Below are 22,079 nucleotides of genomic sequence, written 5' to 3' on the forward strand. Positions count from 1 at the left end.
AATTTAGCCCCGCAAAAAAGATTCAATAAATCATACGATATGAGCATCCGCATAGAAAAAGACACCATGGGGCCTGTAGAGGTGCCTGCTGACAAATACTGGGGGGCACAAACCCAGCGATCCATTAACAACTTCAAAATCGGTGGCGAGAAAAACCGTATGCCAATTGAGATAACCAGAGCATTTGCGATTTTGAAAAAAGCCGCTGCCCAGACCAATGCTGAGCTAGGGGTTTTGGATCAGGACAAAGCTGATATCATCGGCAAAGTATGTGATGAGATCTTGGCTGGCGAGCACGACGATCAATTCCCATTGGTCATCTGGCAGACAGGTTCAGGTACTCAGTCCAATATGAATTCCAATGAAGTAATTGCCTATCGTGCGCATGTGCTACTTGGTGGTTCTTTGGAAGATGCCAAAAAGAAAATCCATCCTAATGATGATGTGAATAAATCGCAATCATCCAATGACACCTATCCTACTGCTATGCACATCGCTGCGTACAAGATGGTGATGGAGACTACCATTCCAGGTGTGGAAAAACTTAGAAATACCCTAGCCGAGAAAGCAGAAGCATTCAAAGATGTGGTGAAGATTGGACGTACACACTTTATGGACGCGACTCCGCTCACTTTGGGCCAAGAGTTCAGTGGTTATGTAGCGCAACTTAATCATGGCTTAAAAGCTTTAAAAAACACCTTAGCTCATCTTTCCGAATTAGCACTTGGAGGAACTGCTGTAGGAACTGGCCTGAATACTCCAAAAGGATATTCTGAGCTTGTGGCAAAAAAGATTGCCGAACTAGCTGGACAGCCATTTGTGACTGCAGAAAATAAATTTGAAGCATTGGCTGCTCATGATGCTATGGTAGAATCTCACGGAGCCTTGAAGCAGTTGGCAGTTTCTCTTATGAAAATCGCCAATGATGTGAGAATGCTTTCTTCAGGTCCAAGATCTGGAATCGGTGAGATTTTGATCCCTGAAAATGAGCCAGGTTCATCCATCATGCCCGGCAAAGTCAATCCTACTCAAGTGGAAGCACTGACTATGGTGGCTGCTCAGGTTATGGGAAATGATGTGGCTATCTCAATCGGTGGTTCAAATGGTCATTTCGAATTGAATGTATTCAAGCCTTTGATTGCTTCCAATTTCCTTACTTCTGCTCGTTTGATAGGAGATGCCTGTGTCTCATTCAATGATCACTGCGCAGTAGGAATTGAACCAAACACAGCCATGATCCAAAGACATTTGGAAAATTCCTTGATGTTGGTGACAGCTTTGAATCCACACATTGGCTATGAAAATGCTGCTGCAATTGCCAAAAAAGCTCATAAAGAAGGAACTAGCCTTAGAGAAGCTGCTATAGCCTTGAATTTGCTTACTTCTGAGCAATTCTCCGAATGGGTAAAACCAGAAGAAATGACAGGAAGTTTGAAGTAAAATTTTAGCTTAGATTTTATAACAAAAAATGGCTCCTTCGAATGATGGAGCCATTTTTGTTAGCTAAACTAATTCTTCTAAAATCTTATGGATCAAGGTCACTAAGCAAAGATTTTATGTATAAATCTGTTACGTTTTCTTTGTCTGATTTATCATAGATAGAAAGCAAGTAAACAGTATCATCAGAAACAGCAAAATTAGTTATTACTCTTGCCCCACCTGACTTCCCTTTCCTTTTGATGCTATTGACAATCTGATTTTATAGCAATTTTTAAAAAGTGGAGTGCCTTCGGTAGGGTTAATTTCTAGTAATTCTATCAGTTTAATATATTCTGATTTCAAGGAATTATATTTCTTAAGTAGCCTTTTAAGCTCTTTCTCAAATTCCGGAACTGATTTGACTTTATACGCCACAGCTAGTCAATTAAATCCCGAGCATCTTTTGCTTTGAGTGTTCCAGATTTTATATCAAGCATTTCTCTATAACCTTGGGTAACACTTTCTGCGATTGTTTTTGATTCTTCAGCACTATCAGAAGTTGTGAATTTCACATTCAATGATTTTAAAGCTGACTTAATTTCCTTGGATTGTTCGCTATTCTCCACTTCTATTACAATGGTTTCCATACTATTAAGGTATATAAAAATTTGATGAAATGAATAATGCCACTTTCGTATTCAATGCTCAGCAGAAGAAAAGGTTCATGGTATTTAATTGTTTAACCAAAAAGAATAAAGTGAATGTGATAAAATCCAAAAAAGGCTCCGTCCTAATGACAGAGCCTTTTTTGGATTGACATCTTCTACTCATTCGGAGTAAGAGGATTCGACTTTCGAATCAATCCATCCGGCAATTCCCCCTCCGTGCTCGCTACAATCGTACATACTGTCGCATCTCCAGTGACATTCACTATGGTTCGGAACATATCCAAAATCCTATCTGGAGCGATAATCAATGCGATACCGGCAGCAGGAACTCCAATAGATTCCAATACGATAATCAACATAATCAGTCCAGCACCTGGGACACCTGCCGAGCCAATAGAAGCTAAGGTAGCGGTAAGCACGATCATCAGCTGCTGAGTCAAACTCAATTCCATCCCCAAAGCCTGTGCAATAAATACCGCAGCAACACCCTGATAAAGGCTTGTTCCATCCATATTCACAGTTGCTCCAAGTGGAAGCACAAAACTCGAGATCTCCTCAGACACTCCCAACTCTTCTTCTACCTGCTTCATGGTAACAGGAAGCGTAGCAGAGCTCGAACTTGTAGAAAATGCCAATAGTTGTGCAGGTCTGATTGCCTTGAAAAAGTCTTTGTATTTCACCTTAGTGAAAGCCATCAAGATCGCTGGATACACGATTAAAATCATGGTAAAGAGTCCTCCCAAAACCACCAAGCTATACTTCAGTAAAGCCATCAAAAGCTGTACTGCTGAGTCTGGGTTTTCGCCCGCAATCTCCACAATCAATGAGGCCATCAATGCAAATACACCATAAGGAGCAATCATCATGATATAATTCACGATCTGAATAATAACCTCATTCATTCCATCGAAAAATGCAATAACAGGATCTGCTTTACTTTTTTGTACTTGTAGCAGGGCAATACCTACCAGAATAGCGAAGAAAACAACCTGAAGCATTGCTGCATTCTCAGTCGTAGCGCGGAAAACATTGTCTGGCACAATATCAACTAAAGGTTGTAAAGGACTTTGCTTTTGTAATTCAGCAGCTTGACCAACTCGAGATCCAGCATCCCCTTCATATAGGCTCATCAGATTCTCACGAGTTTCGGCAGGTAAACTAGTCCCAGGTTTAAATACATTCACCAGTATCAAACCAATGCTTACGGCTAGAATGGTTGTGCACAAATAAGTGAAGATCGTTTTTCCACCAATTCGACTCAATTTGGAAACATCTCCCAAATTTGAAACTCCAACAATCAAGGATGCCAGCACCAGGGGCACAGCGATCATCTTAAGGGAGTTGATAAAAATCGTCCCGATCGGTTTGATGTAATCTAGTGTGAAGGAATTAGGAATGGCCGTTTTGATGACCACTAAACCAAAAATCAACCCCAGAACAAGTCCGATGATAATTTGGGTGTGTAAGGGTATCTTTTTAAACATCTTATTTGGGTTAGAAGTCTTGCAGTTTATTGCTTTTTGCCAATAAAATATAATCAGCTATGACCAAGGCAGCCATAGCTTCCACAATCGGTACAGCTCTAGGTACTACACATGGATCATGACGACCTTTTCCTGATACTACCACCGTTTCTCCGGCTTCATTCACCGAATCTTGATCTGTCATAATTGTAGCCACTGGCTTGAATGCTACCTTGAAATAAATATCCTCGCCATTGGAGATGCCTCCTTGAATACCGCCAGAATGATTAGTCAATGTACGTACTTTATCACCATCCTGAACAAATGTATCATTGTGCTCAGAACCACGCATTTTCACACCTTCAAAACCAGACCCATATTCAAAACCTTTCACTGCATTGATACTCAACATAGCTTTGCCTAGCTCAGCATGTAAGCGGTCAAATACCGGCTCTCCGATTCCCACAGGTGTATTTTTGATTACACAGCTTACTACACCGCCGATTGTATCTCGATCTTTCCTTACCGAATCGATCAATGCTATCATCTCCTCTGCGATTTGCGGATCTGGACATCTTACGATGTTGTTTTCAGCTTGGCTCAAATCCAGTTCCCCGTGACTTTTTTCCAACTTCAAATCCCCAACCTGAGACACATATGCTTGAATAGTGATGCCTTTTGTTTCTAACAACTGTTTTGCGATAGCTCCTGCTACTACACGAGCGGCAGTTTCTCTTGCAGAACTTCTGCCTCCACCGCGATAATCTCTCAACCCATACTTTTCGAAGTAGGTGAAATCTGCATGTGAAGGACGGAATTTGTCTGAAATATGAGAGTAATCTTTACTTTTCTGGTCTGAATTATTGATCACAATCCCTATAGGAGTTCCGGTGGTCATCCCCTCAAAAACTCCAGATTTGATCTCAAATTCATCTTCCTCCTTACGCTGTGTGGTAATTTTGGACTGACCTGGCTTCCTCCGTTGCATCTCTGCAATAAGTTTTGCCTCATCTATCTTCAGTCCTGCTGGGCATCCTTCGATGATTACCCCCAAAGCCAACCCATGTGACTCACCGAATGTGGTGATCTTGAATAGCTTTCCAAATGAATTGCCCATTATCTCTTTCTAATTATCAATACAGCCAACAATGCTACTGCGATGAGTAGTAAAACGTTGATCGCGACTGTAAAATAGTATTTATATTTCTCGTTTAAAAACCGATTGTCTTCTGCGGATATGCGATCATAAAGCCCGCCCAATCTCTGACTGGAAATCGCCTGATTGACCTTACTCTCACCGGTCACAGTGATCTTTGCCTGTGGTCTTAAGGTATCATACACTGCACGCTCTGGATCAAAGTAAACCCATTCGAAATTCTTCCCAAGATCTACTTCGCCAGCCTCATTGATGGTGATGTAATAATTGAATTCCTTGATACCTGACACCCTTCCATATCCGCGATTGATCTGCTGACGAACGTTCGGGTCATAGGTATTCAAATTGGCAGTAGGAATTCTTTTAGGCGCTGAGATCGCATTGATATTCCCTACGCCAGATATCCCGAAGTTATAATCAAAACCTTGACCTGTTTCTACTTCAATATTTTTGATGTTTTCTCTGATCTGAAACTGCCCTACACTCACCTCATTTTTTAGAGGATGCGGTGGAAGTGGTTTGACTTTTATCGTCTTGGGGCTAGAATAGAAAGTCTTAAAATCTTCCTGTCTATTTGCTCCGAAAAACGTTGGGTTTTTGGCAATCTTATACTTGATCATTTCCCATGGGATCCTAGGGATATTTATTTCTCCTTCGGAAAAAGGGAAAAAAGTAGCTTCATACACCTTAAACTTCGTCCATCTTTTCCCATTGATAGTCACCTGTTCTGGATCGATATTGCTGATATTGAAATTCTCTTCCCAGGCATTGGTAGGCTTTATTTTCTTCAAAATTTCATCCAATTGCCTGCCTGGCTCATGGAAATTAAATGGAGCTTGGTTGGACTCCGACATATAAAAAGCCAAACTTAAGTCAAAACCCTCTCCTTGATAAACTTCTTCTTTGTCAACTGAAACAGAGAAAAAAGCATCGTCTTCTAGTTCTACATATTCAGGGTCTTCCATTGCAGATCGTCCAAAGAAATCTGCAAAAGGATCATTCGCTGATCCAGCTCCACGATTGGTACTGGCAGCATCCCCCACCGTGAGTTTTTTTCCATTGGAAGAATATGCTTGTCCATTGATGGTCAGCTCAAAGGAAGGCAAAGTAAATTCTCCTTTTCTACTCGGTTTATAATATTGAATAATGCTGTTGGAGCTGCTCATCTGCCCATTGATTAGGTTCATTGATGAGGACTGGGAGATTCCCTGTTTTTGAAAACTTGGGATCTCTGGAAACTGATCGTAGGACTTGATTTTTTCGTTGCTGATAGTTACCTTAATAGTGAAGGTTTCATTCAAACCGATCTCAGCAGGTCCTAGCTCAATTTGAACATCTTGAGCTGTAGCCAATCCTGAAAAAAGGAATAGGCCACATACGAAAATGAATTGGGCAAGCGTTTTAATCATGGTTGCGAAAATAGGAAATATTCTACTCTTTGATTTCTAAAATAACGCAACATCTCTTTAAATGCCTCCGTATTGAAACTTAAAATCAGTTAAAACCCTAAACTCTTTAGACTATGATCGAATATGTGAAGACTATCTTACAAAAGGTCAGCTTTTCTAATTATTTATTTGAACGAGAGCTGAGAAAAGGCTTAAGGTTAATTTCACCAACAGAAATTCAAGAATTCAAAGATTGGTGTTACCTGATGTTTGGCAAAATCCACCAGGTGATTCTCAATAGATATTTCGAGCCTGCATATTAGCTCAAAAGCCCCGACCAAAATTGGAACGGGGCTTTTTTATATATGGTAGGTGGTTTTATTATATTTCTATCCTCATTTTACCAGTCAGCTAATCTATAGCACTACAAGATTTAGTCAAAATCAGAAGTTCTGCTGACTGACATCTATGCGGAAATTATTTTCTCCTTAATCTTTTGTCGCAAAATCTGGATAAGCACGCATTCTGTGCTCATTGATATCCAGCCCTTCCGTTTCTTCTGCCTCATCTACTCGTATACCTACGGTCTTTTTCATCACAAAAAAGAGTAATCCAGCAAAAACTACACAGAACACGCCCACTGCTGCTACTCCAATCAATTGAGAGAAAAACTGGCTCAGGCTAGCCAAATCACCGAAGATACCAACTGCCAGCGTTCCCCAGATTCCACCAACGAGGTGAACAGAAATCGCTCCAACAGGATCATCCACTTTGATTTTGTCGAAGAACACGACAGCAAAGACGATCAAAGCTCCGCCTATTAAGCCAATAATTATTGAAGAGGTAACTCCCATTTGATCAGCTCCAGCAGTAATACCTACTAATCCAGCCAAAATACCATTCAATACCATCGTGATATCATAGGTTTTAAACATGAGGTAAGAGACGATCAAGGCTCCAAAAGCCCCAGCTGCAGCTGCCATACTTGTGGTAACAAATACTTTGGATACCAAGCCTGGATCAGCACTTAACACTGAACCTCCGTTGAAACCAAACCATCCAAACCATAATAGGAACACCCCAAAAGTGGCTAATGGAATATTGTGCCCAGGAATGGCTGACATGCCCCTAGCGGTGTATTTCCCAATTCTAGGACCCAGAAGCGCAGCTCCTATCAAGGCTCCCCAACCACCTACAGAGTGTACAATAGTAGATCCTGCGAAATCATAAAATGGTGTTTCTAGGGTATTAAGGAATCCTCCGCCCCATTTCCACATGCCTACTATCGGATAACAAATCCCAACATATAGGATAGAGAAAAAGATAAATGGCCCAAGCTTCACACGCTCAGCCACAGCACCCGACACGATCGTAGCAGCGGTAGCAGCAAACATAGCTTGGAAAATAAAATCTGTAAAGAAGGTGTATCCTTCATTGTAATTACTGGTATCCCAACCTTCTGGTAGCGTAAGTCCAAATCCTGCAAAACCAAAGATTGAACCTGCATATTCTCCTCCAGGGTACATTAGATTGAAGCCGACAAAGGCGTAGGTCAAGAGGCCAATGGCTGGAATAATGGTATTTTTGAATAAGATGTTAACGGTATTTTTTGAACGGGTAAGTCCAGCTTCCAAGCTGGCAAAGCCCAAGTGCATGAGGAACACCATGGAGGTGGCGATCATCATCCATAAATTATTGACGGTAAATAAGTCTTGCATGAGATAAAATAGGTTCGATGGTAAAGTAAATGAGATTAAAGTGCCTGTTCGCCGGTATCGCTATTTCTAATACGATAGGCATCCAGCACGTCATAGACGAAGATTTTCCCATCTCCTACCTGACCTGTTTTTCCTTCAGTCAGGATACAATTGATCACCGGCTCTACCAGTTCTTCTACTGTGACTATTTCAATCTTGGTTCTAGGGATGTAAGCAGGTTCATAAGGAACCCCACGGTACATTTCAAGCCTGGCATGCTCCAAGCCCATTCCCTTCACTTCATAAAAAGTGAGAAACTTCACTCCTAATGCCGCCACACAAGTGTGGATCTGGTCAAAGCGGGAAGTCCTGATAATCGCTTCAATTTTTTTCATTATTATAATAGGTCTGATGGTTCTTTGAGATTATGGCATAAAACTAAACAGAAAATTAAGAAAATTCATTTTCATGGTAAGTTTTTACCCGAAAATTAAAAAGCAAACTGATTTTATTAAAATATTAGAGTCAATAGAAACCATACTATGTCAATTATCACAATAATCTAACCGACATAGGTTAATTAAGCAGCCATAGAATTTCTGAGAAACACATGACTTCTCTTGTCCTGCTGACATAAAGACTTATTTTTGCCCACGTTTTAAGAACCTACTATGAACCAGAAACCAACCTTACTAGTACTAGCTGCAGGAATGGGAAGCCGATATGGCGGAAACAAGCAAATCGATGGATTTGGCCCAAGCGGAGAGACTATTCTAGAATATTCAATTTTTGATGCGATCAATGCCGGTTTTGGCAAAGTCGTATTTATCGTCCGCGAGGAGATACTAGAAGTCGCCAAAGAAAAATTCCTTCCTAAACTTGAGGGCAAAATCGAAGTGGACTTTGTGATTCAAACTCTTGACAGTTTTGTCCCTTCAGAATTAAAGCAGGCAGATCGCAAGAAACCTTTCGGGACAGCTCATGCTGTACTTTGCGCTAAGGATGCTATCAAGGAACCTTTCGCTGTAATCAATGCAGATGATTTTTATGGCAAAGAAGCCTTTGATGCAATCGGCAAATTCCTAACTACTGAAGTGAAGTCTGATCTTCATGCGATGGTAGGCTATGCGATCCAAAATGTTCTTTCAGACCATGGCACTGTAAGTCGTGGTGTATGTGAAACCAATGAGAAAGGTCATCTCATCGGGATGGTAGAGAGAACTTCTATCGCTCGTGAAGGGGAGAAAATACTAAGTAAAGGAGAAGACGAAGTATTGATGATCACTGAAGGCACGCCAGTAAGTATGAACTTCTGGGGATTTCATCAGGATGTATTTGCTGACATTGAGAAAATGTGGAATGCATTCCTTCCAGCAAATCTCGACAACCTGAAATCAGAATTCTATATCCCAACTGTTGCCAATAATCTCATTCAGTCTGATGAAGCAGCTTTTGATATTTTGGAAGGTGGGAAAATCTGGTTTGGTGTCACCTACACAGAGGATAAACCTGTGGTGATAGCTTCGCTGAAAAAACTACATGACGCTGGAGAATATCCAGCTGATCTATGGAAATAAAGCAAAGGGGCTTCGGCTCCTTTTTTATTATGACTCTATTTTTCCAATGACGCCTTCTTTGATTGAGAAGAAAAAGACATCTGAATCCAACTCGGATAAAATCTTCTTTGACCGCTCTGGTCTGGCATCCGTCAAAAACAGCTGACCAAAAGTATGCTGAGAGATCAGCTTCATCAGTTGAGCAATCCGCAGATCGTCAAGCTTATCAAAGATGTCGTCCAATAAGAGAATTGGCTTTTCTCCCTTTTCCATCTCGAAGATCTGAAACTGAGCCAATTTCAAAGCAATGATATAAGACTTTTGCTGTCCTTGGCTTCCAATTTTCCTAATAGGATGCTCACCTATCATAAAGCCAAAATCATCTTTGTGAATTCCTGCATTGCTGTTTTTGGTGATCAAGTCCTTTTTCCGAAGGCTTTTGAAATAGCCGGCAAAGTCCTCACGCAGGGCCTCAGTTTCATAGATCACGCTGACTAATTCTTGCCCCTGAGAAATCTCCGAGTAATGGCTTTGTAATAAAGGCGCCATTACTCTCAACAGCTCATTTCTCCGAGCTGAAAGTATAATGCTAAGGTCAATCAACTCCAAATCGTACTTATCCAACAGCGTCAAGTCTCGTCTGCCGGTCTCCGCAAACTTCTTGAGTAAAGCATTTCGCTGTTTTAAAAAATGATGATATCGAATCAACTGATCCAGATAGGCATGATCAAGTTGTGAAATCAACCCATCAAAAAACTTTCTTCGACCATCGCTACCACCTTTGATCAGTTCGGTATCGTCTGGAGCTATCAAAACCAAAGGGATAAGACCAACATGCTCGGAAGTTTTGGCGAGTGCCTTGCCATTTTGATAGATCTGCTTCTTTTTCCCAAGTTCCACTGTGCATCTCACTTCCAGTTGTTTTTCTTCTGCTAGTTCGAATTGTCCTTTGATCGCAAAGAAATCTTTTTCGTGTTGCACATTCAGACTATCGCTAGACTGCACCGCACTTTTGGTCAGAGACAGGTAATGTATCCCATCCAAGACATTGGTTTTTCCACTTCCATTCAAGCCTACAAAGCAGTTGATCTCGCTAGAAAATTGAAGTTGGGTCTTCTCATGATTTTTGAATTGTAAGAGTTCAAGAGACTTCAGGTGCATGAGATTGGGTAATTATTTCGATGGGAGCCTGTTATTTAGGGCGGGATGATTATATTTGGATCCTAAAATTAGCATATTTTCATCACTACGATATGGCAAAGAAAACTGCAGCAACCAAGTCCAAAGTAAAATATTCGAAGGAAACTTACACTTTCTGGTACGAGAGCATGCTCTTAATGAGGAGGTTCGAGGAGAAAGCGGGGCAACTTTACGGTCAGCAAAAAATCAGAGGATTCTGTCATTTATATATTGGCCAGGAAGCCTGTGCTTCTGGAGCTATTTCTGCTTTGACCAAAGACGACAAGTGGATAACCGCTTATCGTTGTCATGCGCACCCACTTGGATTGGGTACTGACCCGGGAGCGATCATGGCTGAGCTTTTCGGCAAAGCTACTGGAACTACCAAAGGAAAAGGTGGTTCCATGCACATTTTCGATAAAGAGAAAAATTTCATGGGAGGTCATGGAATCGTAGGAGCACAAATACCTATGGGGCTTGGAATGGGCTTCGCAGAAAAATATAAAGGCACCAAAAACCTAGCGATTTGCTACATGGGCGATGGTGCAGTACGTCAGGGAGCTTTTCACGAAGCATTGAACTTGGCGATGCTCTACAAAACTCCAGTAATTTTCGTGATCGAAAACAATGGCTATGCCATGGGTACGGCAGTAAAGAGATCCTCTAACGTGGAAGATCTTTCTACACTGGGAGAATCTTACGACATGCCTTCTTTCGCAGTGGACGGAATGAATGTAGAAGCGGTACACGAAGCAGTAGCGGAGGCAGCAGAAAGAGCAAGAAGAGGCGATGGCCCTACTTTGCTTGAAATGAGAACTTATCGCTATAAGGGACACTCCATGTCCGATCCTCAGAAATACAGAACCAAAGAAGAGGTAGAAGAATACAAGCAGCGTGATCCAGTGGAGCAAGTGCTTGCTACCATCAAAGAAAATAATATTCTAAGCGAAGAAGAAATTGAAGAAATCATCAAAGGAGTAAAGCAAAAAGTCCTTGATGCGGTGAAATTCGCGGAAGAGTCTCCATGGCCTGATGGACAGGATGCTTTCAAGGATGTTTACATCCAGGAAGACTATCCATTTGTAATGGAATAAATCAAAAAATCATAAGTTCTTAAAAGCCATGAAGACAGAAAGCTTTCATGGCTTTTTTATTGGGCTTTGTAGAAAATATAAAAACCGTATATTTGCGGCTGAAATTTGAGTAGCATGGCAACGAAACAATCTAAAAGAGTACATCCTGAACATCATAATGATATTTTGGAAGATCCATCCGAGATAGCATCAAGACTGGATAAAGGTGAAGCTTTTTTAAAGCAGAACAGTAAGGTATTTGCAGGCGTATTAATCGCCGCAGTAGTTTTGATCGGAGGAATTTTATTTTTCCAGATCAACACGCAAAACCAAAATGAGAAAGCACAGAAGGAAATGTTCCAAGCTGTATATTTCTTCGAGCAGGATAGTGTTCAACTAGCTTTGAATGGTGACGGCATTAACGCTGGATTCCTAGACATCGCAAATGATTATCCACGTACAGATGCGGCAAATCTTGCACATTTCTACATTGGATCTATCTATCTTTCTGAGAGAAAATACGAGGAGGCATTGACAGAATTGGAGCAATTCTCTGCTGACGACTTCTTGGTACAAGCGAAGGCTTATTCTCTTATCGGCGATGCAAACATGGAGCTTGGCAATACTGACACAGCGATCTCTAGCTACAAAAAAGCGGCTGAATACGATGAAAACAAGTTTTTCACTCCTAAGTATTTGACTAAACTTGCTATCGCTTACGAAGCAGCAGGCAATATTCCTGAAGCAATCGCAACCTATGGTGAGATCGAAGACAAGTATTTCGAGTCTTTCGAATTTTCTGCAGCACGAAAACATAAAGCTCGCTTAGAAGGTCTTGCCTCTAAGTAATGCTTTGATGAATAGCATACTAAGAAGAGTAAGGCCTTGTGGTCTTACTCTTTTTTTGTTTATAGCGTTCCTATTTCTCAAAACTCCTCTTTAACATTTATCCTGAAATCCCTTCTTGATACTTGATACTTGATACTTGATACTAAAAAATCTAGATTATTACATCTTGGTTCTTTAGTCTAAAACTTTAAAAGTAATCCTATATGGCAACTTCCCTTAAAAGCCTCAGTGCTCATTCCTCCAAAAACGTTACGGATATGAGCGATAAAACTTTTGGCATCATCGTCTCCGAATGGAATGAAGATGTGACCGAAGCACTCTATTCTGGTGCATACCAGACACTTTTAGAAAATGGAGCAAAGAAAGAAAACATCATTCGTAGGAATGTTCCGGGCTCGTTTGAACTTACACTTGCTGCCCAATGGCTAGCCCAAGAAGAAAGCATCGATGCGGTAATCTGTCTTGGATGTGTAATCCAAGGAGAGACCAAGCATTTTGATTTCATCTGTGATGCGGTTGCTCATGGAATTACAAATGTGGGTTTGAAATATAATAAACCAGTGATTTTTGGAGTATTGACCCCAAATACGCAGCAGCAAGCCATGGATCGTGCTGGAGGAAAGCATGGCAACAAAGGCGACGAAGCAGCCATCACAGCTGTGAAAATGCTCGGATTCTAATAAAAGCCTTTTAAACCTATAATTACCCAACCTATGAAAATCATGAAATTTGGGGGCACTTCTGTGGGCCGTCCAGAACGCATGCACCAGGTAAAAGACCTGATCACTCGTGGTGATGAATCAAAAATCGTAGTTCTTTCTGCTCTTTCTGGCACAACCAATTCCTTGGTAAGTATCGGTGAGGCCTTGGCTTCGGCTGATAAAGTATTGGCAAAATCAAGAATTGATGAACTTCATGCACATTACAAGGAGTTTTATCCTCAGCTTTTGAAGTCTGATGTTGCTCGTGAAAAAGCACTAGAAATTATCAAGGAGCATTTTGAATTTTTGAATATTCTGTTGAAAATCTCCTTCAATGAGGCTATCAATCGTGATATTCTCGCGCAAGGAGAATTACTTTCCACCAAGCTTTTTCATACGCTTTTAGAAGAACTGGAGATCCCTGCAGTTTTCTTATCTGCTTTGGACTTCATGAGTATAGATGAAAATTCGGAACCAGAATTGCAGAAAATCTCGGATAAACTGAAAGCAATTCTTGCGCAGCATCCAGACGACACGATTTTCATTACTCAAGGTTTTATCTGTAAAAACCACCTGAATGAGGTGGATAACCTGAAGCGAGGTGGATCTGATTACACAGCATCTTTGGTAGCAGCGGCCATCCAAGCCACTGCCTGCGAGATCTGGACAGATATCGACGGCATGCACAATAATGATCCTCGGATTGTTGATAAAACGCGCCCAATCGCCGAAATGTCTTTTGACGAGGCAGCCGAGCTTGCTTACTTCGGAGCAAAAATCCTTCATCCGGCATCTATCTGGCCAGCTCAGCAATTTAACGTACCAGTCAAATTGCTTAACACCATGCAGCCGGAAGCTCACGGTACTTTGATCAAAGCTGAAGTTGATTCTGTTGGAGTAAAAGCAATTGCAGCTAAAGACGGAATCACTGCTATCAAAATCAAATCAAGCCGCATGCTTTTGGCTTATGGTTTCCTGAGAAAGGTATTTGAGATTTTTGAAAAGTATAAAACGCCTATCGATATGATCACTACTTCTGAAGTAGCTGTATCAGTGACAATTGATGATTTGAGCCACTTGGAGCACATTTTAGAAGAACTTGGTACTTTCTGTAGTGTGGAAGTCGATCGGGATCAAACCATTATCTGTATTGTGGGTAATATGGTATCGGAAAGCAAAGGAGCAATTCAATCTGTGATTGATTCTCTGATAGAATATCCTGTTAGGATGGTTTCTTTCGGTGGCAGCCGCCATAATGTTTCTGTATTGATAGATTCCAAATTCAAAAAGGAAGCACTTCAAAGTCTCAATCAAGACTTATTTACTTGGTAAAAAAAGAGGCTGCTGCAAATCGCATAAATGTCACATTGAGCGGAGTCGAAATGGGTTAATAGGCCTAAAAGTTTTCGACTTCGCTACCAATGACAGATTGATTTGAGGAAATCAAAAGCTGGTCAGTTCGAGCGAAGTCGAGAACCTTTCGACTTCGCTCAAGGTGACCATGGTTATTATTTAATACTCAGCCTGACAAGAAAAGATGATTATTCGACAACCTTATTTTATTTAGAATGATTCTTATTACTTTTGAGGGATGCCAACAGAAAACGATAAACCAGGCTTTCTTCAGCGCCTACAAACCAAGTGGAAATTGGAAAGCCTTCTTCAGGTCGTTTTGGTTTTGGTTGTTTTTGCCTGTACAGGTTTTACCATCCTTTTTATCAAAAACCCAATCCTTGATTTTTTTGGAGTTGAGAAAGGTGGATTTATAAATACCGTCCTCTACTTACTTTTGGTTCTTCCTCTATACCAAATCATTTTGCTGATATACGGCTTTATTTTCGGCCAATTCAACTTTTTCTGGGAAAAAGAGAAGGAATTTTTCAGAAGGATTGGAGGAATGTTTTCTAAGCGGAAATAAATTTTTAACCGCAGAGCCCGCGGAGATTTGCGCAGAGGACCCAGGTTATAATTTATTTAGAGGAGTTACCCAATTTTTCAAATTTCAAATTTTACAATATTTCAATCCAATCAAGAAATCCTACTCCAATTCACCGCATACTTCTTTTGCTGTTTGACCTGTCTTAAAATCGGAGCATTATCTGGCTGAACCAATTCTGGATCATTAACCAATAACTGCTGGGCAGCATCTCTCGCCAAAGTCAAAATCGCAGCATCCTTACTCAGATCAGCTATTAATAAATCGGTAATCCCGCTCTGCTGAGTGCCCATCAGATCACCAGGCCCACGCAATCTTAAATCTACATCAGCAATCTCGAAACCGTCATTGGTTCGCACCATGGTTTCCAATCGTACTCGGGAATCCTTAGAAAGCTCATACTTACTCATTAGGATACAATAACTCTGCTCAGCACCTCTTCCGACCCTTCCTCGAAGCTGATGCAACTGTGATAGCCCAAAGCGCTCTGCGTTCTCAATGATCATCACCGAAGCATTGGGCACATTCACACCCACCTCTATCACCGTTGTCGCCACCATGATCTTGGTTTCTCCTTTTACGAAGCGTTGCATCTCGTATTCTTTTGCGTCAGCCTTCATACTACCGTTCACGATAGAGATAGGATAGTGGGGGAAAGCACGGGATATGCTTTCATAGCCATCCATGACATTCTTTAGGTCCATCTTCTCAGATTCTTCAATCAGCGGGTAAACGATGTAAACTTGTCTGCCCTTTTTGACCTCTTCATTGATAAACCCGAATACTTTGAGACGGTCTTTATCATAGCGATGTACAGTTTGAATTGGCTTTCTTCCCGCCGGCATCTCATCGATCACTGACACATCCAAATCCCCGTAAAGCGTCATCGCCAGCGTCCTTGGGATAGGAGTGGCCGTCATGACTAATACATGCGGGATAAATTGTTCATTCTTGGCCCAGAGTTTTGCTCGCTGAGCTACTCCGAAGCGATGTTGTTCATCCACAATCGCCAGCGCTAGATTTTTAAACTGCACGATATCTTCTAAAAGCGCATGTGTTCCAATTAAGATTTTGAGTTCCCCGGACAGCAGTTCTTCATGAATTATCTTCCTCGCAGATTTTTTCACTGATCCTGTCAGCAAAGCAATTTTCAGCCCCATCATATCGGCAAATTCTTTCAATCCTGCATAATGCTGTGTAGCCAAAATCTCCGTGGGAGCCATCAGGCAAGCTTGTGCACCTGAGCTAATCGCGATCAAAGCACAGATAAACGCCACCATCGTCTTGCCGCTACCCACATCTCCCTGAATAAGGCGATTCATCTGCTTGCCCGACTTCATATCTGCATATGACTCACGGATTACCCGCTTTTGGGCATTGGTCAGCTCGAAGGGAATATGATTGGTATAAAACTTCGTGAGAAGTTCAGTATTGTTCAATATCTGTCCTTGAAACTTCTCCGTTCTAGCCACCTTCAGCATTAGTAAGCGAAGTTGCAAATAGAAAAACTCCTCAAATTTCAAGCGTTTTCTAGCTCGTTGTAGCAGGTTTGGCTCTGTAGGAAAATGAATCTGTCGAATAGCCTCCTTTTTTCCGATGAGTTGATATTGCTCCAGAATCTCCTGAGACATCGTCTCCAGAATATGTGGAAAGCAAACTTGAACCAGTTGGTCCATGATTTTGGAGATCCCTTTGGAATCCAAAAATCTAGCTCTGAGCTTTTCTGTAGTAGAATAGACAGGCTGGAAGTTATTTCTCTTTTCGTTGGCTGTCGTGAGCGGTTCCATCTCAGGATGCGCGATACTCCACTTTCTGCCAAACTGAGCAGGTTTTCCAAGGAAGACATATGCTGCACCTGTAGCAATATTCTTTTGAACCCAAGCAATTCCTTTGAACCAAGTCATTTCCATTTCCCCAGTTTCATCAGCCACATGCGCGACCAAGCGCTTTTTATTGCCCATGCCTACGAGTTCTACTTTTCGGATTTTGGCAATCACCTGGACTGATTCCATGTCGGAATGCAACTCTCGGATTTTAAAAAACTTCGTCCTGTCCTCGTACCGAAACGGATAATGCTGTAGCAATTCCCCAAAGCTGAAAATATTCAACTCCTTGTTGATCAGAGCGGCGCGCTGTGGGCCTACTCCTTTGAGAAATTCTATTTTGGTATCAAAAAAACTGGACAAGGAAAGTTGATTTTTGGGTAGGACAAATTAAGTCCAGTATGCCCAAATGCCAATATTATGACTGGAATTGTCTGAAATCAATTTGAGGATTGCGTAACCCGCTTCCAAATCTCAGTCAATTCAGCTTTTGAAGCTTGGATACTTTTTAGCAAAAGCATCTGATTTTTGGCACGATGAAAATTCTGGGTAGGGTATTCCACTCTATAATAAATATTGCCCTGCAAATAGTCCGTCAAAAAACGAAGTCCCATCACACAGGTCATCACTTCACCTCCCAAAATCAATGATTTCGTTTCTTCGGCTGTTGCCAAGGAGTTCACTCCTTCCCAATAGCCTTTGAGTAATTCTTCGAACACCGGAATTTCAAGCTTGATATTATCCCAGTATTGACTTGTTTCCGATTCTGAACAAGCCACTGTTCGTACCAAATCCCCAAAGTCATACATCAAATAGCCATCCATCAAGGTATCTAAATCCACCAATGCCTCCACCTTTGAGAAATCATTTGAAAAAATTAGGTTATTGATTTTGGTGTCATTATGTGTCAGTCGATGAGGCAAAACAGACTGGTATTTTTTATACTCCGCGATCAAGGCTTTCTGTCCTAGGTAAAAGTCCAGAATTTCCTGGTCCTCAATGCTGATAGATTCCTTATCGGCAGCTACTTTCTGAAGGGTTGCAAAGCGCAAATCCAATCGATGAAAATCAGGAATACATTCTTGCAACTTATGTGTTTCAACAATTTTGCCCCAGTCCGCAAAAACCCCATAGGCTTTGGACGCAAGATAAGCTTGATTGAGATTGGTGATTTGCTGAATGGTTTGGCCAGATACAAACTCAAACAATCTAAAAAGTTTGCCATTCCATTCCGTAATAAGTTTCTGAGCCGAATTGGGAATAGGTAGAGGTAAGGTAAACGGAAGCAGGCTATCATCTCCTTGTGATTTTATTTGCCGCTGATTGTGTGCTATTCGCTCAGGAAATTGGAAAACAGTCGTATTGAATTCCTGCAGAATATACTTGTCCTCTCCGGAGTCGATCAGATAAGTCCCATGAATGAGGCCGGCACCGAATGGATGAAATGAAAAATCTTCAAAAGAATTAAACGAATATGCAGCGAGAATGCTGGCGATGTTTTCCTTTACCATAGTCCAAAGCTAGAGGATAGCTTTCAAATCAGAATTATTCGCAGCAAAAAAACTGTTTATTTTGATCGCTTTTCTTAAAACCCAAGTGTCACATCATATATCCAGCCTAGTTTTCTTCCAATTTAATTCTGCTTTCTAAAAAAGGTCAGTTTAAATCGCTTATTCTTTCTACTATTATCTTCCAATTGCTCAAGAGTTAGAATTAGCCGAATTGCTATAAAATTTGTATTTAGTATAAAAAACTGGGGAATCTTCCCTAGAAGTCTTTTCCCATTTGATAGAAAATAAATACATTAGCGAAAATTATTATTTAAGTAGAAGGTATTTTCTAAAAAAAATTCAGTAATCCCAATAGTTATGAATGTAACCTACATTGACTGGGCGATCATTGCCGCTTTCTTTGTCATCTCCCTTCTTATAGGGCTTTACACATCGAAAAAAGCGGGCTCCTCTGCCAAAGAATTTTTCCTTTCAGGTAGAAATATGCCCTGGTGGTTATTAGGTGTATCGATGGTAGCTACTACCTTCTCTGCAGATACGCCAAACTTGGTCACAGATATCGTCCGTAAAAATGGCGTAGCAGGTAACTGGGTATGGTGGGCATTTTTGCTTACGGGTATGCTTACCGTATTTGTCTATGCAAAACTTTGGAGAAGATCTGAGGTTACCACAGACTTGGAATTCTACGAACTACGCTATTCTGGCAAAGGGGCTGCCTTCTTAAGAGCCTTCCGAGCTATTTACCTAGGGGTGTTCTTCAATGTGGTTATCATGGCAACGGTATCACTTGCAGCCATCAAAATCGGTGGTATAATGCTAGGATTATCTCCAGTACAGACACTATTGATCGCATCGATCGTCACAGTAGTTTATAGCTCTTTGGGTGGACTAAAAGGCGTTTTGCTAACTGACTTCTTTCAATTTTTCATTGCAATGATCGGCGCTTTCGGAGCAGCATACTACATTATTGACCTTCCTGAGATCGGTTCTCTGAATAATCTTCTAACACATGAAAATGTAGCAGGAAAGCTTAATTTTCTTCCTGACTTCTCTGACCCTAATGCATACATCCCACTTTTCTTGATGCCAATAGCCATTCAGTGGTGGGCGACTTGGTATCCTGGTGCAGAACCTGGAGGCGGGGGATATATTGCGCAGCGGATGCTTTCAGCTAAAGACGAAAAAAATGCAATTGGAGCTACACTCTTTTTCAATATTGCCCATTACGCCTTGCGCCCATGGCCATGGATCTTAATTGCCTTGGCATCCTTAATTGTCTTTCCTAACGTTTCTGATATCTCGGCTGCCTTTCCAAATATCCCTGTTGATAAACTTGGAGACGATTTGGCATATTCGGCTATGTTGACTTACCTGCCAACAGGTCTAATAGGCATTGTTCTAGCATCTTTAATAGCGGCTGTAATGTCCACACTTTCAACCCATTTGAACTGGGGATCATCGTACATAGTAAATGATTTCTATTTGAGATTTTTAAAACCAGATGCTTCCGATAAAGAATTGGTGGCTGTAGGAAGAATCTCTACGGTGACATTAATGGCGATGTCTGCTGTACTGGCTTTGGCACTTTCCAGTGCGCTAGACGCCTTCGAAATTTTGTTACAGATCGGTGCAGGAACAGGACTAATCTTTATTCTAAGATGGTTTTGGTGGAGAATCAATGCCTATACAGAAATTTCGGCTATGGCAATTTCATTCGTAGTAGCGATTTTCTTCTCAGTGATCAATCCAAGAGTAGAGTGGATCGTAATCCCTGAAAATCAAGAGTATCTAAAATTAATTTATAGTGTCACTATCACCACAATTGGCTGGTTGCTTGTCACATTCATCACTGCTCCAGAGAAGGACGAAGTATTGCTTTCTTTCTACAGAAAAGTAACTCCTGCTGCATTCGGATGGAAAAAAGTACTGGATAGATATCCTGAGGAAAGACAAGTTATCGGGCAGCTTCCTAAAGAAATTGGCTTGATGATGATAGGATCAGCAATGGTTTATGCTGCATTATTCTCTACAGGATTCTTCATCTACGGCAATATGCTGGGCGGAACAATTGCTGCTGTAATTGCCCTAATAGGGGGAGTCATTATCTTCCGATCCTGGAAAAACCTGAATTAATCAACAAATTCTACAGAATTCATCAAGTGGGCCATGTCCTCCTTGATGAATTCTATTACCGGAGCCAGTGAATCATTTTTCATCGCTGTATTGAAATACAAGGCTCCTCTCAGGAAATTTTTGGTAGAATCAGTCACAAAAAACTGAAACTGCGTGGGTACTTCACCTGTGAGTTCAGCTACTACACCAGTGTATCCATTAGGCGTTAGCAGTACTGCTTCTTCAATCCCATAAGCTTTCACTTGATGCTGAGAAGTAAGCCTGAAAGCATCGCTGGACAACTGCCTGAAATCGACCTTATCTCCGTCTATTCGCTTATAGGTCAGGTGTACTTTAGCCCCAAAATCCATATAATTCAAATTAACCCAGGTTTCTTCTGCGATATTGAAAGAATCCGCTTCTACCCTTGAATAAGTGGAATAGTCGATTCGATAGGGATATCCAGAACTAAGTCGCTCAAATGAATGAACAGGCAAATCAATTCGATTGTAGCCCGGTGGTTTGGGCAAATAAGTTTCCTCACAAGCCATTAACCCTGCTAACACTAGACCGATCCAAAGATATTTCCTCATGGTTTAAAATTAGACAAAGTGTTTGATTTGGTTGGGGAATAAATGAAATTTAACCAAATAACCAATCTACATTCAAATGAAAAAAGCACTCCAACCCCTTACTGGCGCCTTAATGATCGCCATTTTACTGATGGCTACGTCAGCCGCTAATGCACAAACTACCAAAGCTGAGTTTCTGAGCAAATGGCAAAACAGCAAGCAATTCACTCTTGATGTGCTTGACAAGATGCCTGAGTCTGGTATGAATTACAAAACTGATCCTGAGGCTATGACCTTCAAGGAACAGATTCATCACATTGGAAATGCAATCGTGGGGATTTCACAAGGTTTCTTAAAAGGCGGTGATCCAGGATTTACAATTGATCTTGCTACAGCATCTAAAGCAGACTTAGCAGCTTATGTAGCTAAAAGCTACGACTATGGCACTGCCACTATGAAAGCACTTTCTGAAGCTGATGCAGCCGAGTCTATTGAAGTTTTCGGAAATAACGTAAGCAGAAGACAAGTAATGGCGCTAATAATGGATCACTCTACTCACCACAGAGGGGCAGCAATTGCTTACCTAAGAGTAGAAGGCGTAGAACCACCTGCGTATGTAGGTTTCTAAGAAAATTAGAAGCATAAAACATTCATGAAAATAGAGGAAATTCACCCATAGCCATGAAAGTCGTTAAATGTAGTGACCAAACTCAATTACGACATGGCGACAGTAGAATTTCCTCAACTCATTGAACGAGGCTGCGGCCTAGATGTTCATCGTGATACCGTAGTGGCTTCCATTGCAGGAATCGGCATTCAGGAAGAAACTCAAACTTTTGGCACTTTCACCCCTGATCTGGAACAACTGATCGGATGGCTCCAAAATCATGGGGTTACCCATGTGGCCATGGAGAGTACCGGTGTGTATTGGAAACCGGTCTATTATGTTCTAGAAGGTTATTTTGAACTATTGGTC

20 protein-coding genes are annotated in these 22,079 nt (G+C 41.2%); 10 read left to right on the top strand and 10 right to left on the bottom strand.

Translation table 11 applies throughout. The features are described 5' to 3' along the window. Positions 1 to 39 precede the first annotated feature (39 nt). Positions 40 to 1,440, top strand: a complete 1,401-nt coding sequence (gene fumC / locus LV85_RS09990; protein WP_111318889.1) for a class II fumarate hydratase — start codon at positions 40 to 42, stop codon at positions 1,438 to 1,440. Between the two features lie 416 nt (positions 1,441 to 1,856). On the opposite strand, the gene LV85_RS10000 is transcribed toward fumC, so the two are convergent. The 6 genes from LV85_RS10000 to LV85_RS10030 all read right to left on the bottom strand — a co-directional run bounded on the left by LV85_RS10000 (position 1,857) and on the right by LV85_RS10030 (position 8,186). After that, on the bottom strand, positions 1,857 to 2,066 hold the full coding sequence (locus LV85_RS10000; protein ID WP_111318891.1) for a DUF2683 family protein: 210 nt from the start codon (positions 2,064 to 2,066) through the stop codon (positions 1,857 to 1,859). Positions 2,067 to 2,242: 176 nt separating this feature from the next. Next, positions 2,243 to 3,571 carry a dicarboxylate/amino acid:cation symporter gene (locus LV85_RS10005; RefSeq protein WP_111318893.1) on the bottom strand — a complete coding sequence of 443 codons (1,329 nt, stop codon included), beginning with the start codon at positions 3,569 to 3,571 and terminating at the stop codon, positions 2,243 to 2,245. Positions 3,572 to 3,581: 10 nt separating this feature from the next. After that, complete coding sequence (gene aroC, locus LV85_RS10010) at positions 3,582 to 4,667, bottom strand: chorismate synthase (RefSeq protein WP_111318895.1); 1,086 nt, start codon at positions 4,665 to 4,667, stop codon at positions 3,582 to 3,584. Beyond that, positions 4,667 to 6,115 carry a BatD family protein gene (locus tag LV85_RS10015; RefSeq protein ID WP_111318897.1) on the bottom strand — a complete coding sequence of 483 codons (1,449 nt, stop codon included), beginning with the start codon at positions 6,113 to 6,115 and terminating at the stop codon, positions 4,667 to 4,669. Before LV85_RS10015 ends, aroC begins: the two co-directional genes overlap by 1 nt. Positions 6,116 to 6,582: 467 nt before the next feature. Next, positions 6,583 to 7,812, bottom strand: coding sequence for an ammonium transporter (locus tag LV85_RS10025; protein ID WP_111318901.1), 1,230 nt, complete (start codon positions 7,810 to 7,812; stop codon positions 6,583 to 6,585). 35 nt (positions 7,813 to 7,847) lie between these two features. Further along, on the bottom strand, positions 7,848 to 8,186 hold the full coding sequence (locus LV85_RS10030) for a P-II family nitrogen regulator (RefSeq protein WP_111318903.1): 339 nt from the start codon (positions 8,184 to 8,186) through the stop codon (positions 7,848 to 7,850). Positions 8,187 to 8,462: 276 nt separating this feature from the next. Between LV85_RS10030 and LV85_RS10035 the strand changes: the two genes are divergently transcribed. Next, a complete protein-coding gene (locus LV85_RS10035) occupies positions 8,463 to 9,368 on the top strand; it encodes a sugar phosphate nucleotidyltransferase (RefSeq protein WP_111318905.1) in 906 nt (301 codons plus the stop codon). A 27-nt stretch (positions 9,369 to 9,395) separates the two neighbouring features. On the opposite strand, the gene recF is transcribed toward LV85_RS10035, so the two are convergent. After that, positions 9,396 to 10,508, bottom strand: a complete 1,113-nt coding sequence (gene recF, locus LV85_RS10040) for a DNA replication/repair protein RecF (RefSeq protein ID WP_111318907.1) — start codon at positions 10,506 to 10,508, stop codon at positions 9,396 to 9,398. Between the two features lie 92 nt (positions 10,509 to 10,600). Here recF and pdhA point away from each other — a divergent pair, with 92 nt between their 5' ends. The 5 genes from pdhA to LV85_RS10065 all read left to right on the top strand — a co-directional run bounded on the left by pdhA (position 10,601) and on the right by LV85_RS10065 (position 15,067). After that, on the top strand, positions 10,601 to 11,620 hold the full coding sequence (gene pdhA / locus LV85_RS10045; RefSeq protein ID WP_111318965.1) for a pyruvate dehydrogenase (acetyl-transferring) E1 component subunit alpha: 1,020 nt from the start codon (positions 10,601 to 10,603) through the stop codon (positions 11,618 to 11,620). 114 nt (positions 11,621 to 11,734) lie between these two features. Next, on the top strand, positions 11,735 to 12,448 hold the full coding sequence (locus tag LV85_RS10050) for a tetratricopeptide repeat protein (RefSeq protein WP_111318909.1): 714 nt from the start codon (positions 11,735 to 11,737) through the stop codon (positions 12,446 to 12,448). Between the two features lie 203 nt (positions 12,449 to 12,651). Beyond that, complete coding sequence (ribH, locus tag LV85_RS10055; protein WP_111318911.1) at positions 12,652 to 13,128, top strand: 6,7-dimethyl-8-ribityllumazine synthase; 477 nt, start codon at positions 12,652 to 12,654, stop codon at positions 13,126 to 13,128. A gap of 33 nt (positions 13,129 to 13,161) precedes the next feature. After that, positions 13,162 to 14,481 carry an aspartate kinase gene (locus tag LV85_RS10060; RefSeq protein WP_111318913.1) on the top strand — a complete coding sequence of 440 codons (1,320 nt, stop codon included), beginning with the start codon at positions 13,162 to 13,164 and terminating at the stop codon, positions 14,479 to 14,481. 259 nt (positions 14,482 to 14,740) lie between these two features. Continuing rightward, positions 14,741 to 15,067: a DUF6787 family protein gene (locus LV85_RS10065; RefSeq protein ID WP_111318915.1), complete on the top strand. Its 327-nt coding sequence runs from the start codon at positions 14,741 to 14,743 to the stop codon at positions 15,065 to 15,067. 110 nt (positions 15,068 to 15,177) lie between these two features. Here the strand turns inward: LV85_RS10065 and recG are convergent, their stop codons facing one another. Both recG and LV85_RS10075 read right to left on the bottom strand, forming a co-directional pair. Beyond that, positions 15,178 to 17,271, bottom strand: a complete 2,094-nt coding sequence (gene recG / locus LV85_RS10070; RefSeq protein WP_111318917.1) for an ATP-dependent DNA helicase RecG — start codon at positions 17,269 to 17,271, stop codon at positions 15,178 to 15,180. 77 nt (positions 17,272 to 17,348) lie between these two features. Next, positions 17,349 to 18,419, bottom strand: a complete 1,071-nt coding sequence (locus LV85_RS10075; RefSeq protein ID WP_111318919.1) for a phosphotransferase enzyme family protein — start codon at positions 18,417 to 18,419, stop codon at positions 17,349 to 17,351. Between the two features lie 357 nt (positions 18,420 to 18,776). Here LV85_RS10075 and LV85_RS10080 point away from each other — a divergent pair, with 357 nt between their 5' ends. Beyond that, positions 18,777 to 20,552 carry a sodium:solute symporter family protein gene (locus LV85_RS10080; protein WP_111318921.1) on the top strand — a complete coding sequence of 592 codons (1,776 nt, stop codon included), beginning with the start codon at positions 18,777 to 18,779 and terminating at the stop codon, positions 20,550 to 20,552. On the opposite strand, the gene gldD is transcribed toward LV85_RS10080, so the two are convergent. Further along, complete coding sequence (gene gldD / locus LV85_RS10085) at positions 20,549 to 21,124, bottom strand: gliding motility lipoprotein GldD (protein ID WP_111318923.1); 576 nt, start codon at positions 21,122 to 21,124, stop codon at positions 20,549 to 20,551. The genes LV85_RS10080 and gldD overlap by 4 nt on opposite strands. 76 nt (positions 21,125 to 21,200) lie before the next feature. On the opposite strand from gldD, the gene LV85_RS10090 reads away from it, so the two are divergent. Both LV85_RS10090 and LV85_RS10095 read left to right on the top strand, forming a co-directional pair. Next, positions 21,201 to 21,731, top strand: coding sequence for a DinB family protein (locus LV85_RS10090; protein WP_111318925.1), 531 nt, complete (start codon positions 21,201 to 21,203; stop codon positions 21,729 to 21,731). A 93-nt stretch (positions 21,732 to 21,824) separates the two neighbouring features. Continuing rightward, positions 21,825 to 22,079: IS110 family transposase (locus LV85_RS10095; RefSeq protein WP_146260463.1), on the top strand; the 255-nt coding region annotated here is incomplete at its 3' end.

This window comes from Algoriphagus chordae, from assembly GCF_003254055.1.
Taxonomy (GTDB): Bacteria; Bacteroidota; Bacteroidia; order Cytophagales; family Cyclobacteriaceae; genus Algoriphagus; species Algoriphagus chordae.

What these genes read in the sequence shown, in the direction of transcription:
- LV85_RS10015 (WP_111318897.1), bottom strand. Translation starts at nt 6,115, where the DNA reads ATGATTAAAACGCTTGCCCAATTCATTTTCGTATGTGGCCTATTCCTT.
- LV85_RS10035 (WP_111318905.1), top strand. Translation starts at nt 8,463, where the DNA reads ATGAACCAGAAACCAACCTTACTAGTACTAGCTGCAGGAATGGGAAGC.
- LV85_RS10030 (WP_111318903.1), bottom strand. Translation starts at nt 8,186, where the DNA reads ATGAAAAAAATTGAAGCGATTATCAGGACTTCCCGCTTTGACCAGATC.
- LV85_RS10065 (WP_111318915.1), top strand. Translation starts at nt 14,741, where the DNA reads ATGCCAACAGAAAACGATAAACCAGGCTTTCTTCAGCGCCTACAAACC.
- LV85_RS10000 (WP_111318891.1), bottom strand. Translation starts at nt 2,066, where the DNA reads ATGGAAACCATTGTAATAGAAGTGGAGAATAGCGAACAATCCAAGGAA.
- ribH (WP_111318911.1), top strand. Translation starts at nt 12,652, where the DNA reads ATGGCAACTTCCCTTAAAAGCCTCAGTGCTCATTCCTCCAAAAACGTT.
- pdhA (WP_111318965.1), top strand. Translation starts at nt 10,601, where the DNA reads ATGGCAAAGAAAACTGCAGCAACCAAGTCCAAAGTAAAATATTCGAAG.
- aroC (WP_111318895.1), bottom strand. Translation starts at nt 4,667, where the DNA reads ATGGGCAATTCATTTGGAAAGCTATTCAAGATCACCACATTCGGTGAG.
- fumC (WP_111318889.1), top strand. Translation starts at nt 40, where the DNA reads ATGAGCATCCGCATAGAAAAAGACACCATGGGGCCTGTAGAGGTGCCT.
- LV85_RS10025 (WP_111318901.1), bottom strand. Translation starts at nt 7,812, where the DNA reads ATGCAAGACTTATTTACCGTCAATAATTTATGGATGATGATCGCCACC.
- LV85_RS10050 (WP_111318909.1), top strand. Translation starts at nt 11,735, where the DNA reads ATGGCAACGAAACAATCTAAAAGAGTACATCCTGAACATCATAATGAT.
- LV85_RS10005 (WP_111318893.1), bottom strand. Translation starts at nt 3,571, where the DNA reads ATGTTTAAAAAGATACCCTTACACACCCAAATTATCATCGGACTTGTT.
- gldD (WP_111318923.1), bottom strand. Translation starts at nt 21,124, where the DNA reads ATGAGGAAATATCTTTGGATCGGTCTAGTGTTAGCAGGGTTAATGGCT.
- LV85_RS10080 (WP_111318921.1), top strand. Translation starts at nt 18,777, where the DNA reads ATGAATGTAACCTACATTGACTGGGCGATCATTGCCGCTTTCTTTGTC.
- LV85_RS10060 (WP_111318913.1), top strand. Translation starts at nt 13,162, where the DNA reads ATGAAAATCATGAAATTTGGGGGCACTTCTGTGGGCCGTCCAGAACGC.
- recF (WP_111318907.1), bottom strand. Translation starts at nt 10,508, where the DNA reads ATGCACCTGAAGTCTCTTGAACTCTTACAATTCAAAAATCATGAGAAG.
- LV85_RS10075 (WP_111318919.1), bottom strand. Translation starts at nt 18,419, where the DNA reads ATGGTAAAGGAAAACATCGCCAGCATTCTCGCTGCATATTCGTTTAAT.
- LV85_RS10090 (WP_111318925.1), top strand. Translation starts at nt 21,201, where the DNA reads ATGAAAAAAGCACTCCAACCCCTTACTGGCGCCTTAATGATCGCCATT.